This window comes from Cryobacterium arcticum (genome assembly GCF_001679725.1).
GTDB classification, from domain to species: domain Bacteria; phylum Actinomycetota; class Actinomycetes; order Actinomycetales; family Microbacteriaceae; genus Cryobacterium; species Cryobacterium arcticum_A.
Window position 1 is genome coordinate 3,470,287 of record NZ_CP016282.1, and the last position, 24,826, is coordinate 3,495,112.

26 protein-coding genes and 3 tRNA genes are annotated in these 24,826 nt (G+C 69.5%); 9 read left to right on the forward strand and 20 right to left on the reverse strand.

Annotation, left to right across the window (positions count from 1 at the left end):
- Positions 1-105 precede the first annotated feature (105 nt).
- From PA27867_RS15770 to PA27867_RS15785, 4 genes are all read left to right on the forward strand, one after another.
- A complete protein-coding gene (locus PA27867_RS15770) occupies positions 106-750 on the forward strand; it encodes a hypothetical protein (protein WP_066597937.1) in 645 nt (214 codons plus the stop codon).
- Positions 750-980 (forward strand): helix-turn-helix domain-containing protein, encoded by a 231-nt coding sequence (locus tag PA27867_RS15775; protein WP_066597938.1) that lies wholly within the window; start codon positions 750-752, stop codon positions 978-980. The genes PA27867_RS15770 and PA27867_RS15775 overlap by 1 nt, the downstream gene beginning before the upstream one ends.
- Before the next feature lie 117 nt (positions 981-1,097).
- On the forward strand, positions 1,098-2,660 hold the full coding sequence (locus tag PA27867_RS15780; protein ID WP_066597939.1) for a hypothetical protein: 1,563 nt from the start codon (positions 1,098-1,100) through the stop codon (positions 2,658-2,660).
- 9 nt (positions 2,661-2,669) lie between these two features.
- On the forward strand, positions 2,670-3,665 hold the full coding sequence (locus tag PA27867_RS15785) for a pirin family protein (protein ID WP_066597940.1): 996 nt from the start codon (positions 2,670-2,672) through the stop codon (positions 3,663-3,665).
- 6 nt (positions 3,666-3,671) lie between these two features.
- On the opposite strand, the gene cls is transcribed toward PA27867_RS15785, so the two are convergent.
- The 16 genes from cls to tilS form a co-directional block, all read right to left on the reverse strand.
- Positions 3,672-5,126: a cardiolipin synthase gene (gene cls / locus PA27867_RS15790; RefSeq protein ID WP_066600113.1), complete on the reverse strand. Its 1,455-nt coding sequence runs from the start codon at positions 5,124-5,126 to the stop codon at positions 3,672-3,674.
- Positions 5,127-5,137: 11 nt separating this feature from the next.
- Entirely contained in the window at positions 5,138-5,314 is a 177-nt protein-coding gene (locus PA27867_RS20980) for a hypothetical protein (protein ID WP_162942781.1), read from the reverse strand.
- A gap of 113 nt (positions 5,315-5,427) precedes the next feature.
- A complete protein-coding gene (locus PA27867_RS20790) occupies positions 5,428-5,580 on the reverse strand; it encodes a hypothetical protein (protein WP_157109259.1) in 153 nt (50 codons plus the stop codon).
- Between the two features lie 4 nt (positions 5,581-5,584).
- Positions 5,585-7,135 carry a lysine--tRNA ligase gene (gene lysS, locus PA27867_RS15795; RefSeq protein ID WP_066597945.1) on the reverse strand — a complete coding sequence of 517 codons (1,551 nt, stop codon included), beginning with the start codon at positions 7,133-7,135 and terminating at the stop codon, positions 5,585-5,587.
- A 55-nt stretch (positions 7,136-7,190) separates the two neighbouring features.
- Positions 7,191-8,066, reverse strand: coding sequence for a pantoate--beta-alanine ligase (panC, locus tag PA27867_RS15800; protein WP_157109370.1), 876 nt, complete (start codon positions 8,064-8,066; stop codon positions 7,191-7,193).
- A 2-nt stretch (positions 8,067-8,068) separates the two neighbouring features.
- Positions 8,069-8,830, reverse strand: a complete 762-nt coding sequence (locus PA27867_RS15805) for a Rossmann-like and DUF2520 domain-containing protein (RefSeq protein ID WP_084021227.1) — start codon at positions 8,828-8,830, stop codon at positions 8,069-8,071.
- Positions 8,827-10,524: a PH domain-containing protein gene (locus PA27867_RS15810; protein ID WP_066597952.1), complete on the reverse strand. Its 1,698-nt coding sequence runs from the start codon at positions 10,522-10,524 to the stop codon at positions 8,827-8,829. The genes PA27867_RS15805 and PA27867_RS15810 overlap by 4 nt, the downstream gene beginning before the upstream one ends.
- Positions 10,521-11,057, reverse strand: a complete 537-nt coding sequence (locus tag PA27867_RS15815) for a PH domain-containing protein (RefSeq protein WP_236900741.1) — start codon at positions 11,055-11,057, stop codon at positions 10,521-10,523. The genes PA27867_RS15810 and PA27867_RS15815 overlap by 4 nt, the downstream gene beginning before the upstream one ends.
- Positions 11,050-11,541: a DUF3180 domain-containing protein gene (locus PA27867_RS15820; protein ID WP_066597953.1), complete on the reverse strand. Its 492-nt coding sequence runs from the start codon at positions 11,539-11,541 to the stop codon at positions 11,050-11,052. The genes PA27867_RS15815 and PA27867_RS15820 overlap by 8 nt, the downstream gene beginning before the upstream one ends.
- The gene (folK, locus tag PA27867_RS15825) at positions 11,538-12,110 is read right to left on the reverse strand and encodes a 2-amino-4-hydroxy-6-hydroxymethyldihydropteridine diphosphokinase (RefSeq protein WP_066597955.1); all 573 of its coding nucleotides are present in this window, start codon (positions 12,108-12,110) and stop codon (positions 11,538-11,540) included. Before folK ends, PA27867_RS15820 begins: the two co-directional genes overlap by 4 nt.
- On the reverse strand, positions 12,107-12,517 hold the full coding sequence (gene folB / locus PA27867_RS15830; RefSeq protein ID WP_066597959.1) for a dihydroneopterin aldolase: 411 nt from the start codon (positions 12,515-12,517) through the stop codon (positions 12,107-12,109). The genes folK and folB overlap by 4 nt, the downstream gene beginning before the upstream one ends.
- Complete coding sequence (gene folP, locus PA27867_RS15835) at positions 12,514-13,320, reverse strand: dihydropteroate synthase (protein ID WP_066597963.1); 807 nt, start codon at positions 13,318-13,320, stop codon at positions 12,514-12,516. The genes folB and folP overlap by 4 nt, the downstream gene beginning before the upstream one ends.
- Before the next feature lie 13 nt (positions 13,321-13,333).
- Positions 13,334-13,903, reverse strand: a complete 570-nt coding sequence (folE, locus tag PA27867_RS15840) for a GTP cyclohydrolase I (protein WP_066597967.1) — start codon at positions 13,901-13,903, stop codon at positions 13,334-13,336.
- 10 nt (positions 13,904-13,913) lie between these two features.
- Positions 13,914-15,926, reverse strand: a complete 2,013-nt coding sequence (gene ftsH / locus PA27867_RS15845) for an ATP-dependent zinc metalloprotease FtsH (RefSeq protein WP_066600122.1) — start codon at positions 15,924-15,926, stop codon at positions 13,914-13,916.
- 83 nt (positions 15,927-16,009) lie between these two features.
- The gene (gene hpt / locus PA27867_RS15850; protein WP_066597968.1) at positions 16,010-16,570 is read right to left on the reverse strand and encodes a hypoxanthine phosphoribosyltransferase; all 561 of its coding nucleotides are present in this window, start codon (positions 16,568-16,570) and stop codon (positions 16,010-16,012) included.
- Complete coding sequence (gene tilS / locus PA27867_RS15855; RefSeq protein WP_066597970.1) at positions 16,557-17,588, reverse strand: tRNA lysidine(34) synthetase TilS; 1,032 nt, start codon at positions 17,586-17,588, stop codon at positions 16,557-16,559. Before tilS ends, hpt begins: the two co-directional genes overlap by 14 nt.
- A gap of 45 nt (positions 17,589-17,633) precedes the next feature.
- On the opposite strand from tilS, the gene PA27867_RS15860 reads away from it, so the two are divergent.
- On the forward strand, positions 17,634-18,125 hold the full coding sequence (locus PA27867_RS15860; protein WP_066597972.1) for an inorganic diphosphatase: 492 nt from the start codon (positions 17,634-17,636) through the stop codon (positions 18,123-18,125).
- 72 nt (positions 18,126-18,197) lie between these two features.
- Here the strand turns inward: PA27867_RS15860 and PA27867_RS15865 are convergent, their stop codons facing one another.
- On the reverse strand, positions 18,198-19,574 hold the full coding sequence (locus tag PA27867_RS15865; RefSeq protein WP_236900742.1) for an NlpC/P60 family protein: 1,377 nt from the start codon (positions 19,572-19,574) through the stop codon (positions 18,198-18,200).
- The gene (locus PA27867_RS15870; protein ID WP_236900743.1) at positions 19,567-20,982 is read right to left on the reverse strand and encodes a M23 family metallopeptidase; all 1,416 of its coding nucleotides are present in this window, start codon (positions 20,980-20,982) and stop codon (positions 19,567-19,569) included. The genes PA27867_RS15865 and PA27867_RS15870 overlap by 8 nt, the downstream gene beginning before the upstream one ends.
- A gap of 313 nt (positions 20,983-21,295) precedes the next feature.
- Between PA27867_RS15870 and PA27867_RS15875 the strand changes: the two genes are divergently transcribed.
- The 4 genes from PA27867_RS15875 (at position 21,296) to PA27867_RS15890 (ending at position 22,571) form a co-directional block, all read left to right on the forward strand.
- Positions 21,296-21,368, forward strand: a tRNA-Glu gene (locus tag PA27867_RS15875).
- Positions 21,369-21,435: 67 nt separating this feature from the next.
- Positions 21,436-21,512, forward strand: a tRNA-Asp gene (locus PA27867_RS15880).
- 67 nt (positions 21,513-21,579) lie between these two features.
- Positions 21,580-21,652 (forward strand) — tRNA-Phe (locus PA27867_RS15885).
- Between the two features lie 127 nt (positions 21,653-21,779).
- On the forward strand, positions 21,780-22,571 hold the full coding sequence (locus PA27867_RS15890) for a transglutaminase-like domain-containing protein (RefSeq protein ID WP_066597975.1): 792 nt from the start codon (positions 21,780-21,782) through the stop codon (positions 22,569-22,571).
- Here PA27867_RS15890 and PA27867_RS15895 read toward each other — a convergent pair.
- Together PA27867_RS15895 and PA27867_RS15900 are read right to left on the reverse strand one after the other, a co-directional pair.
- Positions 22,568-23,599: a TolB family protein gene (locus PA27867_RS15895; RefSeq protein ID WP_066597979.1), complete on the reverse strand. Its 1,032-nt coding sequence runs from the start codon at positions 23,597-23,599 to the stop codon at positions 22,568-22,570. The genes PA27867_RS15890 and PA27867_RS15895 overlap by 4 nt on opposite strands.
- Positions 23,596-24,792 carry an MFS transporter gene (locus tag PA27867_RS15900; protein WP_335582766.1) on the reverse strand — a complete coding sequence of 399 codons (1,197 nt, stop codon included), beginning with the start codon at positions 24,790-24,792 and terminating at the stop codon, positions 23,596-23,598. Before PA27867_RS15900 ends, PA27867_RS15895 begins: the two co-directional genes overlap by 4 nt.
- Between the last annotated feature and the right edge of the window lie 34 nt (positions 24,793-24,826).

Sequence of the window (24,826 nt, forward strand, 5' to 3'; positions counted from 1 at the left end):
GGTCGGCGGAACCCGGACTATTCCGCGGAACCACTTGCCTAACACATCGACAATCGATATGTTTACCGCCTTGGACATATCGATAATCGTTAGGAACAGGACCCCATGCCGAGCACTCACCTCACCCGCACCGAACGCACCGAACGTTGGGAACGCCGGTCCGCCCGCGGGCTCACCTGGACCGTGCTCGTCGGGGCCGTCGGGTGGGGGCTGCTGGCCACCGTTGCCGGCATCGTCACCGTGCTGGCCCAGCTCCTGCAGGACCGCTTCGACCTGACCCTGCTCGCGGACACACCCGTGCCCGACGCGGCATCCGGCGGCACGGCCCGCCTGGTGGACGGCTCTTTCGACACTGCGGAGGTCACTGTCACCGGGCTCAGCGCCCTGCCCCGGTTCCTGCTCACCCTGGAGGGCGCCACGGCCGTGGCGACGACGCTGCTCGTCTCGGCGACCGTGGCCTACTTCTGCTGGGGAGTGCTGCGCCACCGACCGTTCAGCCGCCCCGTCTTCGCCCTGGTAGCACTGGTCGGCTACGCGCTGCTCCTGGGCACGATCCTCGGCCAGGGCTTCGGCGGGCTCGGCCGCATGATCGCGGCCGGCGAGCTGAACGGCGCCGGCGCCGATGGCTTCTGGCCGCTGGCCACCGTGGTCGATCTCGGCCCGGCCGGCACCGGTCTCGTGCTCCTCGTGGCCGCCGGGGCGATCTCGATCGGCCAGCGCATGCAGCGCGACACCGACGGCCTCATCTAGTGGCAGCCGTCGATGACGACGAGAGCACCGGCATCCACTGCCGGCTCGACGAACTGTTGGTCGAACGCTGCCTCACCCTCACCCGGCTCAGCGAGCTGGTCGGGGTGAGCGTGGTCAACCTGTCGGTACTGAAGAACGACCGGGCCAAGGCCATCCGCTACTCGACCCTGGCCGCGGTCTGTGTGGCGCTGGACTGCGAGGTCGGCGACCTGCTGGTGCGCGCCGACTGACCGGGGCCTTCGCCGAGTGCGGTGCCCTTGCCAGGGCTCGGGAGTGCGCAAATACTGGCTGCATCCAGTACAGCGCGACCAACCGACCCAGAACCGCAGGCGAAAGGCGGCGGCACCATGGACGGCACTCAGAACCTCGCTCCACAGGACGGCACGGCCGGCGGCTCGGCGATCGGCCAGGCCAGCGGCGCGGCCGCCCCGCCGGACCCGGCCGAGGAGATCGCCCGGCTCTCCGCCGAGAATGCCCGGCTGCGCGCGCAGGCCGGCCCGGCCGCCGACCACCGGGCGGCGGCGCGGTGGCGGGCGTTCTTCGCGGCGCTCCTGATCACCGTGGGTGTACTCCTGGCACCGGTGAGCGTGGTGGCCTACTGGACCAAGGGGTACGTCAACAACACCGACCAGGTGGTGTCCTCCCTCGCCCCGCTGGCCAAGGACCCGGCTGTGCAGGCGTATCTGGTCGACGAGATCGTCACCGTGGTCAACGACAACGTCGACATCGAGACCATCACCGGCGACCTCTTCACCGGGCTGCAGAGCCTGGATCTGCCGCAGCAGGCCAAGGACGCGCTGGCGCTGCTGGAGAAACCTGCGGTGCAGGGCATCCAGGGGCTGATCCGGTCGGCCGCGTCGAGCATCGTCACCTCGGACGCGTTCGCCCAGCTCTGGGCGCAAGCCGTCCGGGTGAGCCAGACCCAGATCGTCGCCGCGCTCGAGGGCGACCCCACCTCCGCGCTCGTGATCAGCGGCTCCGGCGAGCTGGGGATCCAGCTCGGCCCGATCATCTCCGAGGTCAAGAACGAGCTGGTCAACCGGGGCTTCACGCTGGCGCAGAACATCCCCGACGTCAACCGCACCATCGTGGTCGCTCAATCCGCCTCCCTCGTGCAGGCGCGCACGGCGTACCAGCTGCTGAACGTGCTGGGCTTCGTGCTGCCGCTGGTGAGCCTGGGGCTGATCGTGATCGGCATCCTGATGGCCCGGCGTCGCGCGCGCACCCTGATCTGGGCGGGGCTGACCCTGGCGGCGTCGATGGCGCTGCTGGCGGCGGGCGTCGCCGTGGGCCGCATCGTGTTCGTCAACTCAATCTCCCCCGCCTACCTGCCCAGCGACACTGCCCAGGCGCTCTACGATGCGGTGGTACCGATCATCAACGCCACTGCGCTGTCGGTGGGCCTGGTCGGCGTGACCGTGGCTGTCGTCGCCTACCTGGCCGGACCGTTCCGCGGCTCCACCGTCGTGCGGCGCACCACGGTCAACACCTCCGCCCGGCTCCGCCTCGCCGCGGCCGACGCCGGTGTCAGCACCGGTCGGTTCGGCGCCTTCCTCTACCAATACCGCCGGCTCGCCCACGTGCTCATCGGCCTGGCCGCTGCCGCCGTCGCGATCTTCTGGCGGCCGCTGACTCCCCCGGTGATCATCTGGACGGCCGTGCTCGCGCTGCTCGCAGTGCTCCTCGTGGAGCTTTTGCAGCGGCCGCCCACCGAGTCGATGGGAACCGATACGGCCGAGATCGCCCCCGAACCGCTGGGGCCGACCGAGCCGACCGCATCCGAGTCCGAGCAGCGTGAGGAGGTCCTCGCGTCCACCAGGCCGCTGCCGCCGGACGGACTCGGCGACCGCAACCAGACCGCGCCCACCGAGCCTCTGCCACCGTTATCGTCCAAGAGCGACACGGATTAGGGTCGGAGGGTGAGCAACCTGGAAACCGAACCGGCCGAACTCCTCTGCGACGGCAGTACGCCGATCGGCACCCTGACCGAGGCGCCCGCGCCGGTCGTCATCCTCGAGCCGCGCGACGTGCCCCTGGGTGGGCCCCGCGCCATGGGTGTGCGGCGCACGCTCCCCCAGCGCCGGCGCAGCCTGATCGGCGCCTGGTGCTTCGTGGACCACTACGGGCCAGACGACGTCTCCGTCACCGGTGGCATGGTCGTGCCGCCGCATCCGCACACCGGGCTGCAGACCGCGAGCTGGCTCTTCGCCGGTGAGGTCGAGCACCGCGACAGCGTCGGCAGCCTGGCGCTCGTGCGTCCGGGTGAGCTCAACCTGATGACCGCCGGGGCCGGCATCAGCCACTCCGAGGTGTCGACGCCGGCCACGACGGCCCTGCACGGCGTGCAACTGTGGATCGCGCTGCCCGAGCTCACCCGGCACCAGGCCCCGCACTTCGAGAACCACGTCATCGCCCCCGTCACCCTGAACGGTGTCACCCTGCACGTGTTCATCGGCAGCCTGGCCGGGCAGACCGCGGCGGCCCTTGGCGATACCCCCCTGGTCGGCGCCCAGCTGGACCTGCCCGCCGGGGCCTCGATCGACCTGGAGGTGCAGAGCGCCTTCGAGCACGGGGTGCTCGTCGACACCGGTGCGGTCTCGGTCGCCGGCACCCCGGTGCGGCAGTACGAGCTGGGCTTCGTCGATGCCGGGCGCCGGCGCATCCGCGTGGAGAACACCGGCGAGGCGCACGCCCGCGTACTGCTGCTGGGCGGCGAGCCGCTCGGCGAGCAGATCGTGATGTGGTGGAACTTCATCGGCCGCAGCCACGAGGAGATCACCGCATGGCGGGCCCAGTGGCAGTCCGACGTGATCGACGAAACGGATGCGGCCGGCCCGTTCGGCCACGTCGCGTACCACGGCGCCGCCCTGCCGGCACCGGTTCTGCCCACCGTGCGGCTGAAGCCCCGGGACTGAACGCGCCTACTGAACGGCCGAGGTCAGCCGGGCCAGGTTGTCCAGGATCGTCGAACGCAGCGGCTGCTTCATCCACTCGTCCAGGGTGAGCTCCCGGCTGTCGGCCCGGTAGCCGTCTTCCACCTCGCGGAGCGCCTCCACGAAGGAGTGCCCGCGCACCATCAGCGACACCTCGAAGTTGAGGCTGAACGAGCGCATGTCCATGTTGCTCGAGCCGATCACGGCCACGTCGTCATCGATCGTGAAGTGCTTGGCATGCAAGACGTACGGCGCCTTGTACATGTAGATCTTCACGCCCGCGCGCAGCAGTTCCTCGTAGTACGAGCGCTGGGCGTGGTACACGAGGGCCTGGTCGCCGATCTCGGAGACGAACAGCTCAACGTGCAGGCCGCGCTGTACCGCCGTGGTGATCGCGTACATGATCGACTCGTCCGGCACGAAGTACGGGCTCGTGATCACGATGCGTTCCTGCGCGTAGTACAGCAGCGCGAGGAAGAGGCGCAGGTTGTTCTCGCCCACGAAGCCGGGGCCGCTGGGCACCACCTGGCAGTCGATGGCATCCGAGATGTCTTCGGGGTGCACGGGCTCGATGTCGCGGGTGAGCAGCTCGTTGGTCTCGCTGTACCAGTCGGTGATGAAGATGGCGTTCAGGCCCGACACGATGGGGCCCTCGAGCCGCACCATGAGGTCCTTCCACTTGAGTCCGCGGCGGATGTTGGACTTCATGTTGTAGGTGCGGTCGATCACGTTCTGCGAGCCCATGAACCCGATCCGGCCGTCCACGATGACGAGCTTGCGGTGGTTGCGCAGGTCGGGTCGCTGCCACTTGCCCTTGAACGGCTGCAGCGGCAACATCAGTTCCCACTTCACGCCGGAGTCGGTGAGGCGCCGTTTGGTGCGCTTGAATCCGGGCTTCCGTGCCGACTGGATGTGGTCCATCAGCACCCGTACGGTCACACCGCGCTTGACCGCGTTCTCCATGGCGTCGAAGAACCCCGCCGTGGTGTCGTCCAGGGAGAGGATGTAGAACTCCACGTGAACGTACTTGGTCGCCCTGTCGATGTCGGCGGCCATCGCGGCGAGGGTCTCCTCGTAGTGGCCGTGCAGGCGGGCCCGGTTGTCGCCCACCAGCGGCATGGCGCCGAGGTTGCGGTTGAGCTCCACCACCGACTCCAGCCAGCCGGGCCAGGGGTGTTCCCGGGTGACCCGTTCCATGCCCGCGGTGCTGTCGAGGATGAACTGGTTGATCTCCGCCTGCTTCTCGACGCGCTTCTTGGGCAGCGTGCGGAAGCCGATCAGCAGGAACAGGAGCGCCCCGAAGTACGGGATCAGGAAGATCGCCAGCAGCCAGGCCATCCCGGAGGTGGGCCTGCGGTTGCGCGGGACCACGATGATGGCCACGACCCGGATGGCGAAGTCAACAAGGAACGCCACCACAAGGAGGATGGTGGACAGGTCGATTCCGAACACGTTTAGCCGGCCGGTTTGTCGAGGCCGAGCTTGGCCCGTTCTTCGGCTTCGATGCGCGCGTAGGCGTTTCGCTCCGTGCGGTCGGCCCGGATGATGGCACGCATGATGATCCAAAAGATCACGCCGACCAGAACCGTGGGCGCGAGCGAAAACAGTGCGTTGGCCCAGAAGTCATCCATAGTCACTCCAGCCTACGCTGTCCCGCCCCCGCCCCATCCGCGAGCTGTCGCTTAAGCACCAGGATTCCCCGGTTTTGCGTGCTTGTCTCACAGTTCGCGGGAGGGTCCGGGGGTTATTTGACGAGGATGCCCCAGATGCCCGAACCCAGCAGGTACAGGCCGATGCCGCCCACCACGATCCAGATCATGATCCGGTTGGTCGACGGACCCTTCTTGCCGCCGTCGTCGTCGGGCTTCAGCTCGTCCTTGGGCAGAAAAGTCATCATGCGGTCACTTTACCAACGGGAAGAGGATGGTCTCGCGGATGCCGAGGCCGGTGAGGGCCATCAGCAGCCGGTCGATGCCCATTCCCATGCCACCGGTGGGCGGCATGCCGTGCTCGAGCGCCCGCAGGAATTCCTCGTCCAGGCGCATCGCCTCGGGGTCGCCGCCCGCGGCGAGCCGGGCCTGTTCCACGAAACGTTCGCGCTGCACGACGGGGTCGACGAGCTCGGAGTAGCCGGTGGCCAGTTCGAAGCCGCGGATGTAGAGGTCCCACTTCTCCACAACACCGTCGATGGAGCGGTGCCCGCGTACGAGCGGGCTGGTGTCCACCGGGAAGTCGAGCACGAAGGTGGGACGCACGAGGTCGCCCTTGACGAAGTGCTCCCAGAGCTCTTCGACGTACTTGCCGTGGATCGGGTGGTCGACCTCGACCCCCTCGGCCGCGGCGAGCTGCTGCAGCTCGGCCAGCGGGGTGGCGGGGCTGATGGTGCGTCCCACGGCGGCCGAGAGGCTGTCGTACATGCTGATGCGGTCCCACTGGCCGCCCAGGTCGTACTCGGTGCCGTCGGCCCAGGTCACGACGTGCGAGCCGCCGGTGATGGCTGCGGCGGCATCCTGGATGAGGGTCTGGGTGAGCTCGGCGATCGAGGTGTAGTCGCCGTACGCCTCGTAGGCCTCGAGCATGGCGAACTCGGGCGAGTGGGTGGAGTCGGCGCCCTCGTTGCGGAAGTTGCGGTTGATCTCGTAGACCCGGTCGATACCGCCGACGACGGCGCGCTTGAGGAAGAGCTCCGGGGCGATGCGCAGGAACAGCTCGGTGTCGAAGGCGTTGCTGTGCGTGGAGAACGGCCGGGCGGAGGCGCCGCCGTGCATGGTCTGCAGCATCGGCGTCTCGATCTCGAGGAAGCCGCGCGCGGTGAAGGTGGCGCGCAGGCTCGCGACGGCCTGCGAGCGCTGCACGACGGTGCGGCGGGCCTGGTCGCGGGCAATGAGGTCGAGGTAGCGGCTGCGCACCCGGGTCTCCTCGCTGAGTTCGGAGTGCAGGTTGGGCAGCGGCAGCAGCGCCTTGGCGGCCACCTGCCACTCGGAGACCATGATGGAGAGCTCGCCACGGCGGGAGGAGATGACCTCACCGGAGACGAAGACGTGGTCGCCGAGGTCGACGAGGTCCTTCCAGGCCGCGAGGGACTCCTCACCGACGGCGGCGAGCGACACCATGGCCTGGATGCGGCTGCCGTCGCCGGACTGCAGGCTGGCGAAGCACAGCTTGCCGGTGTTGCGCAGGTGCACGATGCGGCCGGCCAGGCCCACTGTGACGCCCGTGGCGGCATCCGCCTCGAGGTCGCCGTATTCGGCGCGCACGGCGGGGATGGTGTGGGTGACGGGCACCGACACCGGGTAGGCACCACCGCCGGCGTTGGTTGCCGCCGCGTTCAGGCGGTCGCGCTTGGCCAGGCGAACGGCCTTCTGCTCGGACAGTTCGGCCGCTGCGGCCTGCGCGTCCTGCTCGTCAGTGCCGGACGTGTGGCCGGGCGCGGCGTCGGGGGTGGTGCTCATGCGGTTCTCCGTCGGTGGGCGTGCGCGGGCCGCAGCCAGCGCCTGGGAAAGGCGGTTAGGGGATGTCCAGTGCGATGTTGTCGATGAGCCGGGTGCTGCCGACCACCGCGGCGACCAGCATTCTGGCCGGGCCTCGGTAGTCGTCGGCGACCGGCAGGTAGGTGTGCGGGTGCACGACAACGAGATAGTCCAGTTTAACCAGTGGCTGAGCGCCGATTACCGCGTGCGCCGCCACGATCGCGGCCGGCACACCAGCGGAGGCGGCAGCGGCGGCGGCCGCGAGGCCCACCGACAGCGAACGGGCCGCGTCGCGGGCGGGGTCGTCGAGGTTGCGGTTGCGGCTCGACAGGGCCAGGCCGTTGTCCTCGCGCACGGTGGGAACGACCTCGATGCCGAGCCTGAGGTTGAGGTCGGCGACCATGCGCTCCACGAGGAACACTTGTTGGGCGTCCTTCTGGCCGAACACGGCGATGTCGGGTTCGACGATGTTGAACAGCTTCGCCACCACCGTGAGCATGCCGTCGAAGTGGCCGGGACGGGCCGCGCCCTCGTACAGGCTGCCGATCGCGCCGGCGGTGACGCGGGTGGAGGACGCTCCGTCCGGGTACATCTCGCGAATCGTGGGCGCGAACACGAACGCGGCGCCCTCCTTGGCCAGCACCGCCACGTCGGCGTCGAGGGTGCGCGGGTAGGTGTCGAGATCTTCGTTCACGCCGAACTGCAGCGGGTTCACGAAGATGGAGACCACGACGATGGCGCCGAGGTCCGCGGCGCGGCGCACGAGGGCGCGGTGGCCGGCGTGCAGGGCGCCCATGGTGGGTACGAGCACGACATGGGCGTCGCCGCCTTGGGCGGCGACGTTCTGCTTGGCGAGGCAGAGTTGGCCCCGCAGCTCATCGATGGTGTCGATGACTTCTGGCTTGGTGAGCACGGTCACTGGTCCTCCGGGTCGAACGGGTATGGCAGGTCGAACGGGTGGGGCAAGGTGTCGAGGTCGTCGAGCGGATGCGTGGCCCCGTTGCGGGTGAGCGCGTTCTCGATGGCCGATCGCACAAGCGGCGCGATCACGGCGCCGGGCTGCTCGATGCCGATGCCCTGCAGCAGCCGGGTGGACTGCTCGACGATCGAGGTGGAGAACGCCGTGGCGGTCTCGATGGCCTCGGCGTAGGCGGCGCGGTCGGCTTCGGCCACGATCACCGGTTCACCGCCCATCTCCACCACCAGGGCCTGACCGATCGGCAGTACAGGGGCGGGGGCGGTGACGGCGAAGTAGCTGTCGGCCAGCCGGCTGATGTCCAGGCTGGTCCCGGTGAACGACATGGCCGGGTGGATGGCCAGCGGGATCGCGCCGGCGCGCAGGGCCGGCAGGAGCACATCCGTGCCGTACCGCGCCGAGGTGTGCAGCACGAGCTGGCCGTGCTGCCAGGTTCCCGTGGCGGCGAGCCCGGTGACCAGGCTGTCCAGCTGGTCGTCCGGCACGGCGATGATCACGAGTTCGCTGCGCTCCACGACCTCGGGCACCGTGAGCACGGGCACCTGCGGCAGGATGGCCTCGGCCCGGTCTCGGCTGGCCTGGGAGATGGCGGAGATGCCCACGAGGGCGTGTCCGGCACCGGCGAGGGCCGCGGCGAGGATCGGGCCGACGTGCCCGGCGCCGATGACGCCGATGCCGAGCCGGCCGGGGCGCTGGCTCACCAGGTCACCTCGGTGCTCGGGCCGAGCGGGGTGGTGGTGGGCGGCGGAGTCGCGGCGGTCGGAGCCGCCGCAGGCGGCGCTTCAGGGGCGGGGGCGGACGGCTGGTCGGTGGCGGCGGGAGCGGCGGCGGCGGGAGCGGCGGCGGCGGGAGTGCGGCTCCAGTGGTGGCTGGTGTCGGAGTCGGCCGAGGCGACCGCGCCGGCGGACACTGCCTCGAACAGGCGCACGGCTTCGATGCTGTCGATCACGCCGAGCGTCGCGCTGACCGGTCCGGCCACGGTGTGCAGCCGGGCGGTGGCCAGGCGCAGGCGGCGCCGGATCGGGCCCTGGTCGATGCCGACGCTTTGCAGGCGGGCCAAGGGCACGAGCACGAGGTCCCTGGCCAGCACTCCGCGGCGCAGCAGCGCCACGTCGGCGGCCACCGCATAGCCGGTGCGCCGCCAGGAGAAGGGCCGGAGCCATGCGGCACGGCGCGGAGCGTTGTGGAAGCCGTCGTCGCCGCCGCGGGAGGTGAGGCCACGGCCGATGAGCGCCCGCTGGGCGTCGTCGGAGAAAGCCGGCAGGATCAGTTCGAGCACGCGTTCGACGTCGCGCAGCGACCCGACCGGGAGCACCGTCGTGGCCGCGGCTCCTGCCGCGCCCTCGTTGGTGGAGTGGCCGGCCTTGTTGATGCGGATCTGCCACCAGCCGAACGGGCGCCACAACAGCGGCTGGTTCACGCCTACGGCGTGGATACGCCCGGGCGGCAGGGTCTCGTTGCTCGTGGTGAGCAGGCCGAAGCCCACCCGCACCCCGTCGCTGGTGCCCGCGATGCTGTACCGCAACGACTTGGTGAACCGGGAGAAGTAGTAACCGAGGCTGCCGATCAGGCCGGGGACGATGGCGATGAGCAGCCATTCGCTGCCGCCGACGACCACCGAGGTGATGAGGGCCACCACGCCCACCAGCAGGAACAGGGTGAACCCGCTGAACACGATCGACCCGATCAGTCGCAGGATCGGGATGCGCACGACCGACTGCGGCGGCGCGGCATCCGGGTCCAGCTCCGGCGCGAGGAATTCGCCCACCCGTGCCGTGGCGTAGTCCCCGAGCCCCTGGCGGAGCCCGTGCCCGTTCGCCTCGGCGGACCCGATGCCCTCGTCGGGTTCGCCGGGCTGGCCGGGCGACACGCGCGGTTGCCGGGCGCCGGAGGCCAGCTGCAGGATGTCGCGGCGCAGCCCGTCGGCCAACGCTGAGCCGAGGTAGGCCAGTTGCACATTGGCGTCCTGCCCGGCAACGCTCACCTCGAGCTTGGCGGCGCCGAAGAGGCGGGGAATGAGCGGGCGCACGATATTGACGCCCTGGATGCGGTCCAGCCTGGCCTTCCGGTGGCTGCGGAACAGGATGCCGCTGCGCACCTCGACCGACTCGTCGGACACCCGGAAGGTGTGCATCCGCCAGGAGAGGCTGAAGCCGATGAGGATGACCACGAGGATGCCGCCGGCGATGAGCAGGGCCCAGCCCACGGCGCCGCGCTCGTAGATGGTGTCCAACGGGTCGCCGGACTCCCGCGGGATGCCGAAGACCAGGTCGACGACGCGTTCGCGGAAGTTGGCGATGACGAACCCGAGCAGGGCGAAGACGAAGATACCGCCGCGCAGCAGCGGGCTCGCGGGATGCAGGCGGTGCCAGTCCCCGTCGGCGAGGGAGGTCACAAGCCGGCCCGCCGGCTCTCGGCCAGTTCCACGAGACGGTCTCGCAGGGCGTCGGCATCCGCCTCGGCCAGGCCGGGGATGGCCACGCCGGAGGAGGCCGCGGCGGTGACGAACTTGAGGTCGGCCAGGCCGAGGATACGGGCGACCGGGCCGCGAGTGATGTCCACGAGCTGCATGCGGCCGTAGGGCACCGAGACGAAGCGCTGGTACATGATGCCGCGGCGGAAGAGCAGATCGTCCGCACGCAGCTGGTAGCCGATCGAGCGCACCCGGCGGGGCTCGAGCACGAGGGAGATCAGTGTGATGAGGGCGACGGCGCCCCCCACCCAGAGGGCCCAGTCTTGTTCGAGGACCAGCCAGAGAAAACCGGTGACCGCGCAGACGATGAGCAGGAACACGATGGTGCCCACGATCTCGACCATGACGTACTTGGGCGACACGCGCTTCCACTCGCCGGCCTCGGGGAGGTCCAGTCGCGCTCCCACCGGAGGAACCGGCATCGGCGCGATCTCGCCGCCGAAGTTGTCAGGCATGGGCTGTTCCGCCATTGTTCGGTCCCCCGTTGTCGTGATCGTGGTCGTCGTCCGGCGGGAGTGTGCAGAAGTGCTCCGCCACGAGACCGCCCACCAAGAGGATCACCGCGCCGAGCGCCATCCCGATTGCGAGCCACAACGATGTTACCGCCGGCACCACCGAGCGGGTGAGGATGAAGGCCACGATCCCCAGGCCCACGCCGAGCAGGAGCGAGCCGCTCAGGCTGGATGCCTTGGCCAGCAGGGCCACCCGCATGGCCCGGAACGGGTCGACCCGTCGGGTGGAGCGGCCCCGGGTGGCCTGCCGGATCGGCCAGGCGAGGGCGACGAGGATCACGGCGATCAACACGAGCGCGAGCGGCAGGGTGAGTGGCGGAACGAAGATGGGCGCGCTGAAGGCCGTGGCCGCCAATTCGGCCAGGAATCCGACGACGAGGCCGACCAGCCCGAGGGCGATCAGCGGGGTGGGCGAGGTGCGCTTCATGGCCGGGGCTCCTGCAGACCGGGGGCGACCTCGGTGTGGGCGGGGTCGGTGCTGGCCGAGACCGGATGCGCCCTGGCCGTGCGGGCGGCGATGGCCAGGAGTTCGGTCACCCGGCCGCGGCCGGGGATCTCGGCGTCCGGGTCGATGTCGGCCCAGGGCGCGAGCACGAAGTCGCGCTCGGCGGCGCGTGGGTGCGGCAGGGTGAGCCTGTCGTCGTCGATCTGCAGGTCGCCCACGCAGATGAGGTCGATGTCCAGGGTGCGGTCCCCCCAGCGTTCCTCGCGCACCCGGCCGTGCGCGTTCTCGATGCCGTTGACGGCGTCGAGGAGGGCATGCGGGTCACCCGACCAGAGCAGGCTCACCACGAGGTTGAGGTAGCCGGGGGCGTCGAGGTCCACGCCGTCGGGCTTGACAGCGTCCGAGGCGTATACCGGCGAGATCGCGGTCAGCTCCGCTCCGGACAGGTCGGCAATCTCCCGCACGGCGGCGGCCAGGGTGGCCTCCCGGTCGCCGAGGTTACTGCCGAGGGCCAGTACGGCGGTGTGCGGCGTGCCGTTGGTCTGCGTCATGCTCTGCTCCCTTCCGAGTGGGCCGAAGTCGGCTGCGCGCGTTCGATTTGCGCGCGTTCAATCTGAACCGAGACATCCGCGAACGGGATCTCGATGGGCGCCTGCGGTTTGTGCACCGTCACCCGCACACGTTCGGCGGCGTCATGCGCGAGCACCACCTCGGCGATCCGCTCGGCCAGGGTCTCGATGAGGTCCACGGGGTCGCGACGCACGGCATCCGCCACCTCGACGGCCAGCTCGCCGTAGTGGATGGTGCGGGCGAGGTCGTCGCCGGTGGCCGCCGCCCGGAAATCCAGCCAGACGGTGACGTCGATGACGAACTCCTGGCCGTTCTCGCGTTCGAAGTCGAAGACACCGTGGTGCGCGGTGATCCGCAGCCCGGTGAGGGTGATCGAGTCGGTGCTCATGACCCTATTCTGGCCGAATCGACCCGGGCCAGCACATTGAGGGCGGTTCGGGTGCCGGCCACATCGTGCACGCGGACGGCCCACATGCCGGCCTGGGCGGCGAGCACGCTGAGCACGGCGGTCGGCAGATCGCGGTCCACGATGGGCGCGTCCTCCGGCAGCAGGGCGGCCAGGAACCGCTTGCGGGAGGCGCCGACCATGACGGGCAGTCCGAGCGCCGAGAACGCGTCCAGCCGGCCGAGCAGGCGCCAATTCTGCTCGGCGTCCTTGCTGAAACCCAGCCCGGGGTCCAGGACGATCTGGCTCCGCTTGACGCCGGCCGCCTCGAGCGCGGCGACCCGGTCGGTCAGTTCGGCGACGACCGAGGCGACCACGTCGTCGTAGACGGCGAGAGTGTCCATGGTGCGGGCATGGCCGCGCCAGTGCATGGCGATGTATGTGAGGCCGGTGCGTGCCACCACGGCCGCCATGCCGGGGTCGTTGAGGCCGCCGGAGACATCGTTGATGATGCCGGCGCCGGCGTCGGCGGCCCGCTCGGCGGTCTGGGCGTTGAGGGTGTCGACACTCGTGACGATGCCGCGGCGGTGCAGTTCGGCGATCACCGGAAGCACCCGGCCTTGCTCCACCTCGGGAGTCACCCGGGCGGCACCGGGCCGGGTCGACTCGCCGCCGACATCGATGAGGTCGGCGCCGTCGGCGTGCAGGTCGAGGGCATGGCGAACGGCCGCTTCGGTGCTGGCCCAGCGTCCGCCGTCGCTGAAGGAGTCCGGTGTGACGTTGAGCACACCCATGATCAGGGTCACCGGGGCGCCCCGGTCACAGCGAGCCGCCGATGAGGGCGATGATCTCGGAGCGCGCCACCGGCTGGGCCAGCTCGCCGCGGCTGGCCATGGTGACGGTGGAACTGCGCGACTGGCGCGGACCGCGCGTGGTGACACATCCGTGGCTGGCGTCGAGAACCACGAGGATGCCGCGCGGCGCGAGGCCGGCCTCGAGGGTGTCGGCGATCTCCTCGGTGAGCCGTTCCTGCAGCTGGGGCCGGGCCGCGATGGTCTCCACGACGGCGGCGAGCTTACCCAGGCCCACGATGTGGTCTCCGGGCAGGTAGGCGAGGTGCGCGGTGCCGAGGAAGGGCAGCAGGTGGTGTTCGCAGACGGACCGGAATTCGATGTCGCGCAGCAGCACGAGCTCGCCGGTGCGCTCCCCCACGGGCACGCTGTCCCGCAGGTGCTCGAGCGGGTCGGTGCCGAGGCCGGAGAAGAACTCCGCGTACGCCGAGGCGACCCGTTCCGGCGTGGTCTCCAGGCCGGGCCGCCCGGGATCCTCGCCGATGGCGGCGAGGATCTCGGCGACGGCCGCCTGGATGCGTGGCTGGTCGACTCCCACGGGCGCCGCTCTACGCGGTCGCGGGGCGGGGTTTGCGGGCCGGCGCGCGCTTGGGCTTGTCGGTCTCGGCGCCGCCGCTCGAGATGCCGCCATCGACGGCCGCACCGTCGATGGGGGCCTTCGGCGCGGGCATCGCGATGGGCGGCAGGTCGGAGACCGGGCGCTTGTCGCTGGAGAGCCACTGCGGACGCGGCGGCAGCTTCTGCACGCCGGCGAAGATCTCCACCAGGGCGGTCTGGTCGAGCGTCTCGTGCTCGAGCAGCTTGGCGGCGAGGTCGTCGAGGATCGCACGGTTCGCGTTGATCACCGTGTAGGCCTCGTCGTGGGCGTTCTCGAGCAGCTGGCGCACCTCGGTGTCCACCCGCTCGGCGAGCCGCTCGGAGTAGTCGCGCTGGTGCCCCATGTCGCGGCCGAACATCATCTCGCCGGATGCGGAGCCGAGCTTCAGCGGACCGACGTCCGAGCTCATGCCGAATTCGGTGACCATCTTGCGGGCCGTGGCTGTGGCCTTCTCGATGTCGTTCGACGCGCCGGTGGTGGGGTCGTGGAAGATGATCTCCTCCGCGACTCGACCGCCCATGGCGTAGGCGAGCTGGTCGAGCAGTTCGTTGCGCGACACCGAGTAGCGGTCCTCGAGGGGCATCACCATCGTGTAACCGAGGGCACGGCCACGCGGCAGGATGGTGATCTTGGTGACCGGGTCGGTGTTGCGCATGGCCGTCGCCACGAGGGCGTGTCCACCTTCGTGGTACGCGGTGATGAGCTTCTCCTGGTCGCGCATGACGCGGGTGCGACGCTGCGGGCCGGCCATGACACGGTCGACGGCCTCATCGAGGGCGCGGTTGTCGATCAGCTGGGCGTTGGAGCGCGCGGTGAGCAGCGCGGCCTCGTTGAGCACGTTGGCCAGGTCGGCACCGGTGAAGCCCGGCGTCTTGCGGGCGAGCACCTCGAGGTCGACTCCGGCGGCCATGGGCTTGCCCTTGGCGTGCACCTCGAGGATGCGCTTGCGGCCGAGCATGTCCGGCGCATCCACGCCGATCTGCCGGTCGAAGCGGCCGGGGCGCAGCAGCGCAGGGTCGAGGATGTCGGGGCGGTTGGTCGCCGCGATGAGGATCACGTTGGTCTTGACGTCGAAGCCGTCCATCTCCACCAGCAGCTGGTTGAGGGTCTGCTCACGTTCGTCATGACCGCCGCCCATACCGGCACCGCGGTGACGGCCGACGGCGTCGATCTCGTCGACGAAGATGATCGCCGGTGAGTTTTCCTTGGCCTGCTGGAACAGGTCGCGCACACGGCTGGCACCGACACCCACGAACATCTCGACGAAGTCGGATCCGGAGATGGAGTAGAACGGCACCCCGGCCTCGCCGGCGACGGCGCGGGCCAGCAGGGTCTTACCGGTTCCGGGAGGGCCGTAGAGCAGCACACCCTTGGGGATGCGCGCGCCGACGGCCTGGAACTTGGCCGGCTCCTTGAGGAAGTCCTTGATCTCCTGGAGTTCCTCGATGGCCTCGTCGGCTCCGGCTACGTCGGCGAAGCTCACCTGCGGGGTCTCCTTGGAGACCAGCTTGGCCTTGGACTTGCCGAACTGCATGACCTTGTTGCCGCCGCCCTGCATACCGGAGAGCATCAGCCAGAAGAACGCACCGATCAGGAGCACCGGCAGGAGGATGCCCAGCAGTGAGAGGAACCAGCTGGACTGGGGCACCTCGTCGGTGAAGCCATCCTTGGGGTCGGCGGCCGTGACGGCGTTCACGACCTCTTCGCCGCGCGGGGCGACGTAATAGAACTGCACCTGCTCGCCGTAGGTGGCATCGGCCTTCGTGAGGGTGAGGTCGACGCGCTGTTCGCCGTCGACGATCTTGGCCTCGGAGACCTTGCCGTCCTTCAGGAAGTCCAACCCCTGCTGGGTGGAGATCTCGCGGAAGCCCGACATGGTGAGGAGGCTCGACCCCACCCAGACGGCTATTACCGCAAGGATGATGTAGAGGAGCGGCCCGCGCAGAAGTTTCTTGACGTTCATGGTGGTCACAGGCTACCGCTCCCGCACTGGGGGAACACCGAGTGTTCGCCCAAAGGGGAACTGGAGTACGCCGGGAAGTGGCGCTACTCGCCCGTGGAGTACACGTGCGGTGCGAGCACCCCGACCGAACGCAGGTTGCGGTACTTCTCCGCGTAGTCCAGGCCGTAGCCCACGACGAACTGGTTGGGGATGTCGAAGCCCAGGTATTTCACGTCGATCTCTACGCGCGCGGCGTCGGGCTTGCGCAGCAGGGCGCAGATCTCAAGCGAGGCGGGGCCGCGGGAATTGAGGTTGGCCATCAGCCAGGAGAGGGTGAGGCCGGAGTCGATGATGTCCTCGACGATGAGCACGTGGCGGCCGTGCAGGTCGGTGTCGAGGTCCTTGAGGATGCGCACGACACCGCTGGACTGGGTGCCGGAGCCGTACGACGAGACGGCCATCCAGTCCATGGTCACGGGGTGCACGAGTTCGCGGGCCAGGTCGGCCATGACCATGACGGCGCCCTTGAGGACACCAACCAGGAGCAGGTCCTTGCCGGCGTAGTCCGCTTCGATCTGGCGTGACATCTCGGCCAGTCGGGCCCGGATCTCGGCCTCCTCGATCAGGATTTCGGTGAGGTCGCCGTCAATGTCACGAGGTTCCATGGGAGCGGAAAGGTCCTTTGTTCTGGGTGTGTCGAGCTGCCGAAAAGATGAGCATGTCCCCCTGCCGTTCCACTCTAACGCCTGGCAGGTCGAGCGCCTTCTGCCCGTGCCAGTGCGTGACCAGCCTCGCGACGGCCAGGGTGTGGCTCCGTTCGAGCGCCGCACCGAACCCGTCGGCGGCCAGTGTCCGGATCATCCGCTGCCGGAGCGCGGCCGGCTGGGCGGCCAGCGCGGCGACCCGCACCGACGTGCCGGACTCCCCCGCGGTGACCGCGCCGGCCAACAACGCGGGCACCAGTGCGTCGAGGGCAGCGGCGTCCTCCCGCAGGGTCACGGCGGTGCGGGCGAGCGCCTCGGCGATACCCGGGCCGAGCTCGGCCTCGAGCAGCGGCAGCACGCTCTCGCGCGCCCGCACCCTGGCGTACCGGGGGTCGAGGTTCTGCGGATCGGACCAGGCGGTTAGCCCCGCGTCGAGGCAAGCCTGCCGGGTCTGGGCACGGCGGATGCCCAGCAGCGGGCGCCGGAACCGTCCGGTGACCGGCGCCATGCCGTGCAGGCTGGTGGCGCCAGACCCCCGGGCGATGCCCAGCAGCACCGTCTCGGCCTGGTCGTCGAGGGTGTGGCCGAGCAGCACGGCGGCCGCCCCGGTCTGCTCCAGTGCGGTGTCGAAGGCCGCGTAGCGGGCGGTGCGGGCGGCGGCCTCTGGACCGTCGCCGGCGGTGTCCGTCACGTCGACGGTCTGCACCAGGACCGGGTCGAGGCCGAGCCCGGCGGCTTGGGCCGCGGCGGCGGCGGCGATCCGGGCTGAACCCGCCTGCAGGCCGTGGTCGATGATCACGGCTCCGGCGCGCAACCCGGCCCGCGGCGCCTCGAATGCCGTCGCGGCGGCCAGTGCCAGCGAGTCCGCCCCGCCGCTGAGGCCCACGAGCACCAGGCCGCTCTCCGGCAGCAACTCCCGCACGGCACGGCGCAGGTCGGCGATGGCCGGCGATAGTCGAGGGCGGCGGGTGGACTCCATCCAGTAACGTTATCCGCAGACTTCGAATAAGGGAGAGACCAGGCCATGGCCGAATACGACGCAGTCATTGAAATCCCACGCGGTAGCCGCAACAAGTACGAGGTGGACCACGAAACCGGTCGGGTCTACCTCGACCGGGTGCTGTACACGAGCTTCGTGTACCCGACCGACTACGGGTTCTTCGAGAACACTCTGGGCCTGGACGGCGACCCCGTCGACGTCCTGGTGCTGCTCGACTTCCCGCTGTTCCCCGGCGTGGGCGTGTCCGTGCGTCCCGTCGGTGTGTTCAACATGACCGATGACGGCGGCTCCGACGCCAAGGTCATCGCGGTTCCCGCCGGCGACCCGCGCTGGGAGCACATCCAGGACGTCACCGACATCCCGGAGTACACCCGCAAGGAGATCGAGCACTTCTTCGAGCACTACAAGGACCTCGAACCCAACAAGTGGGTCAAGACCGAGGGCTGGGGCGACGCCGCTGAGGCCGACCAGATCGTGCGCGACGGGCTCAAGAAGCTCGTGGACGAGGGCCACTGACCCCACGCACGAATCAACGACAGAAGCCGCTTCCCGAGGGAAGCGGCTTCTGTCGTTAAGAGGCTCTGCGGCTCAGGAGGGCCGGCCCACGTAGGGTGCGACCTGGCTCGGCGACCAGATGCTGTATACCCGCACGGGCTTGCCCACGTCGGGTGCCTCGAGGATCTGTCCACCACCGACGTAGATCGCCACGTGGTAGTAGTTGCCCGGCGAGCCCCAGAAGACCAGGTCGCCGACCTGCACCTGCGAGAACGACACGAGCTTGCCCTGGCTGGCCATGGTGTTGTACTGGTTGGTGGCCGAGTGAGTGCCGATGTAGATGCCCGCGGCGGCGTAGGCCGCCTTGGTGAGCCCGGAGCAATCCCAGACGTCGGGGCCCGCGCCGCCGAGCTTGTAGGCCTTGCCGAGCTGGGCACGGGCGAACGAGATCGCCGTCTCAACCGCGGAGGCGTTGGGCGCAGAGGGCGTCGTCGTCACGGGGGTCGCCGGTGCCGGAGCGGCCGGTGCCGCCGGCGCAGGGGCGGCCGGCGCGGGAGCAGCCGGCGCAGGAGCAGCTGGCGCGGCCGCTGCCGGTGCGGATCCGCCGGAGGCCGGGGCCGCGGGGGCGGCTGCGGCCGGGGAGGTGTTCTTCACGGCAGCCGCGGCAGCGGCCTGAGCCTTCGCCAGGGCGGCGGCGGATGCGGCGGCATCCAGACCGGTCTGGTACTCGCGCTCCACCTCGGCGGTGGTGTCCTTGAGCAGCGCGAGCTGCTCGTAGAGCTCGGCGGACTTGGCCAGTTCGGTGTCGAGCGCCGCCTGGGCGCTCTGGGCCGCGTTGTTGGCGGAGTCGTATTTGTCCTTGGACTCGGCGCTCAGGCGCTTGCGTTCGGCGGTGGCCGCCGCAGCCTGCGCGATGAGGGACTCTGCAGTGTTCTTGTCCTGCACGGCCTGCCGGTAGATGGTCTCGGACTGCTCGCTCAACTTGCTGGCCGTGCCGAGCTGGCTGAGCAGGTCGTCGGCGGTGTTGCCGTTCAGGAACAGGTTGAGCGACAGGTCCTGGGCGCCGGTCTTGGCCAGGTGCGCGGCGATCAGGCCGGCGCGCATCTTCGAGGTGTCTGCGGCCTTCTGCGCCACCGCTGACTGCTTGTTCAGGCTTTCCTCGCGGGCCGTGGCCGCGTCGAGGTCGTCCTGAGCCACCCGGTAGGCCTCTGCGGCCATCTGGGAGCCCTGGGACGCTTCGGCCGACGAGGTCTGCAGGCCCTCGAGCAGCCCGGTCAGGTTCTCGATCTGGTTCGCCTTGGCGGCTTCGCTCTCCTTGGCCTTGGCAACCTCGTCCCAGCTGGGGTAGTCCTCATCGGCGAACGCGGGGGCGGCCACGCCGGCGGATGCGGCGACCGAGCCGATCATCGCGGCGGACAGCAGTGCTGCCGAGGTGCGGCGCGAGCGGCGGATGGGCGTGGTGTCAGCCAAGTGGTGCTCCCCTGTCGGACATGAATGGAACGGCGTTGATACGGTTGCCGCCGGTGCGCACCTCGAAGTGCAGGTGGCAGCCGGTGGAGGCGCCGGTGGTGCCGGAGCTGGCGATGTTCTGGCCCACGTCGACGCGCTGGCCGACGGAGACGAAGATGCCGCCGTCGCGGATGTGCGCGTAGCCGGTCTCGACCCCGTTGCCGTGGCTGATCAGGATGAAGTTGCCGTAGGTGCCGTAGCGGCCCGCGTACGTGACAGTGCCGGTGGCGGCCGCGTAGATCGGGGCGCTGCAGCCCGTGCCGATGTCGGTGCCGTAGTGGAAACCGCCGCTGCAGCCGTCGCTGCCGCAGATGACGGCCCGGGCGCCGAAGCCGTCGGTGATGCGGCCGCCGGCCGGGACGCCCCAGCCCTGGCTACCGATCGATCCGCCGCTGAGGCCGGCGCCGGCGCTGCCGGTGGCCGAGCCGCCGGAGGAGCTCGGCCGGGAGGCTGCCGCTGCGGCCGCGGCCGCGGCCTTTTCGGCCGCGACTCGCTTGCGTTCTTCTTCGGCCAGCCGGGCCCGTTCGACGACGCCGGCCTGGTAGGCGGCGGCCGTGGTGGCCTCTGCGTCCTGCATGAACTGGAGCTGCGCTTCGAGGACGACGCTCTGTGCTTCGGACTCGGACAGGGCCTGAGCGGCGGCGTCCGCGGCGTCCTGTGCGGCGGCCATGGCGGCCTCGGCGGCCACCCTCAGGGTCTCCCGCTCGGCCTGCGCGATGGCGGCCTGGTCGCCCAGCGACTGGGCGGTGTTGTTCGCGGTCTGGGCCTGCTCGTAGACATCGGTGCTGCGTTCGACAAGCTTGCTCATGCTGCCGAGCTTCGAGAGCAGTTCATCGGCGCCTTCGCCGCTTTCCTGCCCGTCGATGAAGAGGTTCACGCTGAGGTCGGTTCCGCCGGTGCGGTAGAGCTGGGCGGCGAGCTGACCGGCCTGGCGGGTCGCGGTGTCCGCCTGGGTCTTGCTCGCGTCGGCCTGGGCCTGCAGGTCGCTGGCCCGACGACTGGCGTCGTCGAACTTCTCCTGGGCGGTCTGCAGCTCCACGCCGCGAGCCTCGGCCTCGGCCTGAGTACGTTCGACCTCGGTCTGGAGTCCGGCGATGGCGTTCTGGATCTCGGTGACCTGGTTGGCTGCTGCGGCGGTGTTCGACTTGGCGGCCTGGAGTTCTTCCCAGGTTGGGTAGTCCACGGCCATGGCGGGGCTGATCGGGCTGGCGAGGGTGACCGCGAGGGTGAGGGCGGCGGCAAAACCGGTCAGTCCCATGGCGCGGTTACGTGTTCCGGGGATCCGGCGCGCCGTCCGCAGCCGGGCGGGCCGCATCCGGTGCAGGCCGGCGCGAATGCCGTGACTGATCACGGTTGCCGTACTCTTCATAACTCCCCGATCGGGCTTTTTGTTGTCACATCCGTCACTGTGGCAACACAAGTCACAATAACAAACCCGCCTGAGCGGCCGGGTCCAGTAAAAAACGTAACCCGCCGGATGCCCCAATCGCCAACCATTCGCGGGCGCGGTGAATGCGACACGCCGAAGGAAGTCTCGGCCGGAGGAGGCTCCAGGCCCGGAATTCCGCGGCAAACGGGCAGGTTCGAGGTCGGGGCGGCCCCGACGGATTCGGCCGATTTGAACTCTGGCCGTATCTCACCTTATAGTTATGCGTCGGAAGTCATCAGCTTCCGGGAAGTTCGGCCCCATCGTTTAGCGGCCTAGGACGGCGCCCTTTCACGGCGTTAACACGGGTTCGAATCCCGTTGGGGCTACGCATACTGTAGGTTGTACTCGGCACGAAAAGTTAGACAGCAAGAAAGCACGACAGCATCAAAGTTTGGCCCTGTAGCGCAGTTGGTTAGCGCGCCGCCCTGTCACGGCGGAGGTCGCCGGTTCAAGTCCGGTCAGGGTCGCCAAGGCGACAAGCCCTTTCGAAAGAAGGGGCTTTTCTCCTTACAGAAGGCGCTCACGTAGCTGTCTTCTGGCCCTGTAGCTCAGTTGGTAGAGCGTTCGACTGAAAATCGAAAGGTCACCGGATCGACGCCGGTCGGGGCCACTTGGCCATCTGCGGGCTTCTACCGCAGGTGGCCTTTTTTGTGCCCGCCAACCGTGAGCTCAGTACCCAAAACACGCCGAATGTGGTGCTTTCCTCGCAGTTCGCGGATGTATGCGACCATTTGGGCATGAAACGCTCCGCCTCCGCACATCTCGAGCTGCGGGCCATGGGGCCTGCCGAGCTGGTCCTGTCCGTCGCCGTCGCCGCGGATGCGAGCGCCACCGAGCTGCTCACGATCCTGCAGGACGGCCGGCCGCTCGACTATCGGGAGACCCTGGACCAGCACGGCACCCGTCTGCAGCTCGTGTCGGTGCAGGCCGGGAAGATCGACATCGACTACACCGTCGAGGTGTCCGGCCAGTCGCCGGAGGCCGAGGTGACCGACATCGACATCGTGCGGTACCTGCGACCGAGCCGGTACTGCGAGTCCGACCACCTGTGGCCCACCGCCCAGGCCGAGTTCCGCGGCCTCACCGGCACCGAGCTCCTCGACGCTGTCACCACCTGGGTGGGCCGCCACCTCAGTTACGTTCCCGGTGCCAGCCTGCCCACGGATGGCGCGGTGCGCACCCTGCTGGCCCGGCAGGGGGTCTGCCGGGACTACGCGCACCTCGTCATCGCGTTCCTACGCGCCCACGACGTGCCCGCCCGACTCGTGTCGGTGTACGCCCCAGGGCTCTCGCCCATGGACTTCCACGCCGTGGCCGAGGCGTATCTTGACGGGGCCTGGCAGGTCGTGGACGCCACGGGCCTGGCCCCGCGGCAGTCGCTCATGCGGATCGCCACCGGCCGGGACGCCGCCGACACCGCGTTCCTCTCCTCCGCGGGCGCTGCGGTGCTCCTGAACGTACTGACCGTGACGGCGGTCGCCGAGGTTTTGCCCCGCGACGACGTGAGCCAGCCCGAGCGACTTCGCTAGCCCGAGGTCGGACGCACGACGGCGGGCGACCACGCATGTTCAATGAAGAGCTCCGGCTCCGCCTTGCCATCGGCCTTGACCGACCAGATATCGCTGTCGCCCGGAGCGTCGGCGCGTGGCAGGCCATAGAGCAGCGTGGAGTTGTCCAGCCACTCCACCTGATCGTCGACGCTTCGCTCCCCCGGGAGCACCGTCTCGACATTCGTGGCAAGGTTCAGCACGGCGATCGCCCAATCGCCGGACGGAGTGCCGGCGGGCCGGGTCTTGTACGCCACCCGGGTGCCGTCCGGGGAGAGGTAGGGGCATTCGGCGTTGCCGCGCACGGCGACCAGAGTGCGGGCAGCGAAGTCACCGCGCACCAGCCAGGTCTGCCCATTCGACGCCGCCGTGGCGTAGAAGGTGTTGTCGTCGGCCGAGAAGGTGACGCCCCAGAAGTTGCGGTCGGCTCCGGTCACCGGCTGCCCGCCGACCGTGAGCGTGAAGTCCTCAAGGTCCACCGGCTCGGTTGACGAGTCCGCGCCCTTCAGGGCGAGGACCCGAGTGGAGATGGAGAACCCGACAGTGGCGTAGGACTCACCGGTGATGAAGGCGCTGTATGCGACATACGCCCCATCCTCGGAGAACCGGGTGCGGCTGGGCACGCCAGGCAGCGGCCAGGAGTGCAGGGGCCGCCAGGACGCGTCGAACAGGGTGGCCGAGAACGTCGTGACCACGCCGCGGTCGATTGTCAGGCACATCTGGGCATCGTCGGTCGCGTCCACCCGGTCACAGGCCACCTGACTGACAACGCGGGCGGCAGATGGGTCGGCCAGCGGGACGGCGGCGACAAGTCCGTATCCGGCTCCGGCTGCGGTATTGCGGAACAGGATGCGGGGGGCGCCACCTACGGTGTCGACGGAGGCCGTGTCGACCGAGCTTGGCGCGTCCTGTGCCGCCCGGAACGCGGCGTATTGTGCCGCCCCGAAGGCGGCGGCTCCGCCCACGAGCAGGAGTGCCGACAGCGCAACGACGACCTGCCTGATCTTCATATGGTGGCGCGGTCGGTGGCCCGCGTGCGCAGGACAACCAGTCCGGTGGGGATCGCGATCGCGATCGCGATCGAGAACCCGGCCAGAGCGACCACCGGCCCGAACGCGAACCACAGCACCCCGAACACCGTGGAGGCGACGAACCGGGCGAGGGCGACCACTGTCTGGGCGGCCGCCAGACCGCTGGCAGTGCCCCCCGCCGGGGCCACCCCGGCGGCCAGCGCCGCCAGCACCCCGTCTGTTGCGGCATAGAAGGTACCAAGGAGCACCAGGCAGGCAAGCGTCTGAGGCACGCCCGCAATCGGCGCGAGCGCGCACAAATACGAGAAGAGCAGGGCCACATGCCCAAGCACAAAGATCCGGGGCCGGCCGAACCTATCGGCCAGACGGCCGAGTGGCACCGCCAGAGCGAGGAAGACGGCATTGGTGCCGACGTAGAGCAGCGGAAACCAGGCCGCGGCAAAATCCGTGTTCGACTGCAGCACCAGGTAGATGAAGCCGTCACCCACGGTGCACAGGCCAAAAACCCCGGCAACGATGAGCACTCGGCGGAGGCGAGGATCGGCGAGACTACGCCACCGGAAGGGTGGCCGGGCGGGCTCGTCGCCGCCGGCGGCCGCCATGGCGGGTCGACCGATACGGCCGGGAACCAGGACGCCCAGCACCAGCACGCCGAGCAGCGCACAGGCGGCGGAGAGCGCGAACACCGTGCTGAACCCGGTTGGGATCAACAGCAGGATCAGGAACGCCAACAGTGGACCAACGGCGGCGCCGATGGTGTCCAGCATCCGGTGTACGCCGAAGGACCGGCCGAGGATCGCGGGATCCGACGCCGCCGTGATCATCGCGTCTCTCGGGGCGGTGCGGATGCCCTTACCGAGCCTGTCGACGGTGACGACACCGACCACGGAGGCGAACCCGCTGGCGAACAGCAACCAGACCCGGGCCAGAGCGGAGATGCCGTACCCTGCGAAGGCGACCCATTTGGGCCGGTCGGTGCGGTCCGACAACCAGCCGCCACCGATTCGAACGATCGCGCTGATGCCCTGGTAGATGCCGTCGATGAATCCGTAGGCGATGGTAGTGAGGCCCAGAACACCGGTGAGATAAAGGGGCAGTATCGCCGCGACGGACTCCGATGAGATGTCCGTCAGCAGGCTGACCACGCCCAGGCTGACGACAACTGACGACACCGCTCTGGCGCCTGGGCCCCTGCCGGACGGCTCG

Excerpts from the sequence above, each read along its gene's own strand:
- PA27867_RS15770 (WP_066597937.1), top strand. The coding sequence starts at position 106 with ATGCCGAGCACTCACCTCACCCGCACCGAACGCACCGAACGTTGGGAA.
- PA27867_RS15780 (WP_066597939.1), top strand. The coding sequence starts at position 1,098 with ATGGACGGCACTCAGAACCTCGCTCCACAGGACGGCACGGCCGGCGGC.
- PA27867_RS20980 (WP_162942781.1), bottom strand. The coding sequence starts at position 5,314 with ATGGATGACTTCTGGGCCAACGCACTGTTTTCGCTCGCGCCCACGGTT.
- PA27867_RS20790 (WP_157109259.1), bottom strand. The coding sequence starts at position 5,580 with ATGATGACTTTTCTGCCCAAGGACGAGCTGAAGCCCGACGACGACGGC.
- lysS (WP_066597945.1), bottom strand. The coding sequence starts at position 7,135 with ATGAGCACCACCCCCGACGCCGCGCCCGGCCACACGTCCGGCACTGAC.
- PA27867_RS15815 (WP_236900741.1), bottom strand. The coding sequence starts at position 11,057 with ATGCCTGACAACTTCGGCGGCGAGATCGCGCCGATGCCGGTTCCTCCG.
- PA27867_RS15820 (WP_066597953.1), bottom strand. The coding sequence starts at position 11,541 with ATGAAGCGCACCTCGCCCACCCCGCTGATCGCCCTCGGGCTGGTCGGC.
- folK (WP_066597955.1), bottom strand. The coding sequence starts at position 12,110 with ATGACGCAGACCAACGGCACGCCGCACACCGCCGTACTGGCCCTCGGC.
- folB (WP_066597959.1), bottom strand. The coding sequence starts at position 12,517 with ATGAGCACCGACTCGATCACCCTCACCGGGCTGCGGATCACCGCGCAC.
- ftsH (WP_066600122.1), bottom strand. The coding sequence starts at position 15,926 with ATGAACGTCAAGAAACTTCTGCGCGGGCCGCTCCTCTACATCATCCTT.
- hpt (WP_066597968.1), bottom strand. The coding sequence starts at position 16,570 with ATGGAACCTCGTGACATTGACGGCGACCTCACCGAAATCCTGATCGAG.
- tilS (WP_066597970.1), bottom strand. The coding sequence starts at position 17,588 with ATGGAGTCCACCCGCCGCCCTCGACTATCGCCGGCCATCGCCGACCTG.
- PA27867_RS15860 (WP_066597972.1), top strand. The coding sequence starts at position 17,634 with ATGGCCGAATACGACGCAGTCATTGAAATCCCACGCGGTAGCCGCAAC.
- PA27867_RS15870 (WP_236900743.1), bottom strand. The coding sequence starts at position 20,982 with ATGAAGAGTACGGCAACCGTGATCAGTCACGGCATTCGCGCCGGCCTG.
- PA27867_RS15890 (WP_066597975.1), top strand. The coding sequence starts at position 21,780 with ATGAAACGCTCCGCCTCCGCACATCTCGAGCTGCGGGCCATGGGGCCT.
- PA27867_RS15895 (WP_066597979.1), bottom strand. The coding sequence starts at position 23,599 with ATGAAGATCAGGCAGGTCGTCGTTGCGCTGTCGGCACTCCTGCTCGTG.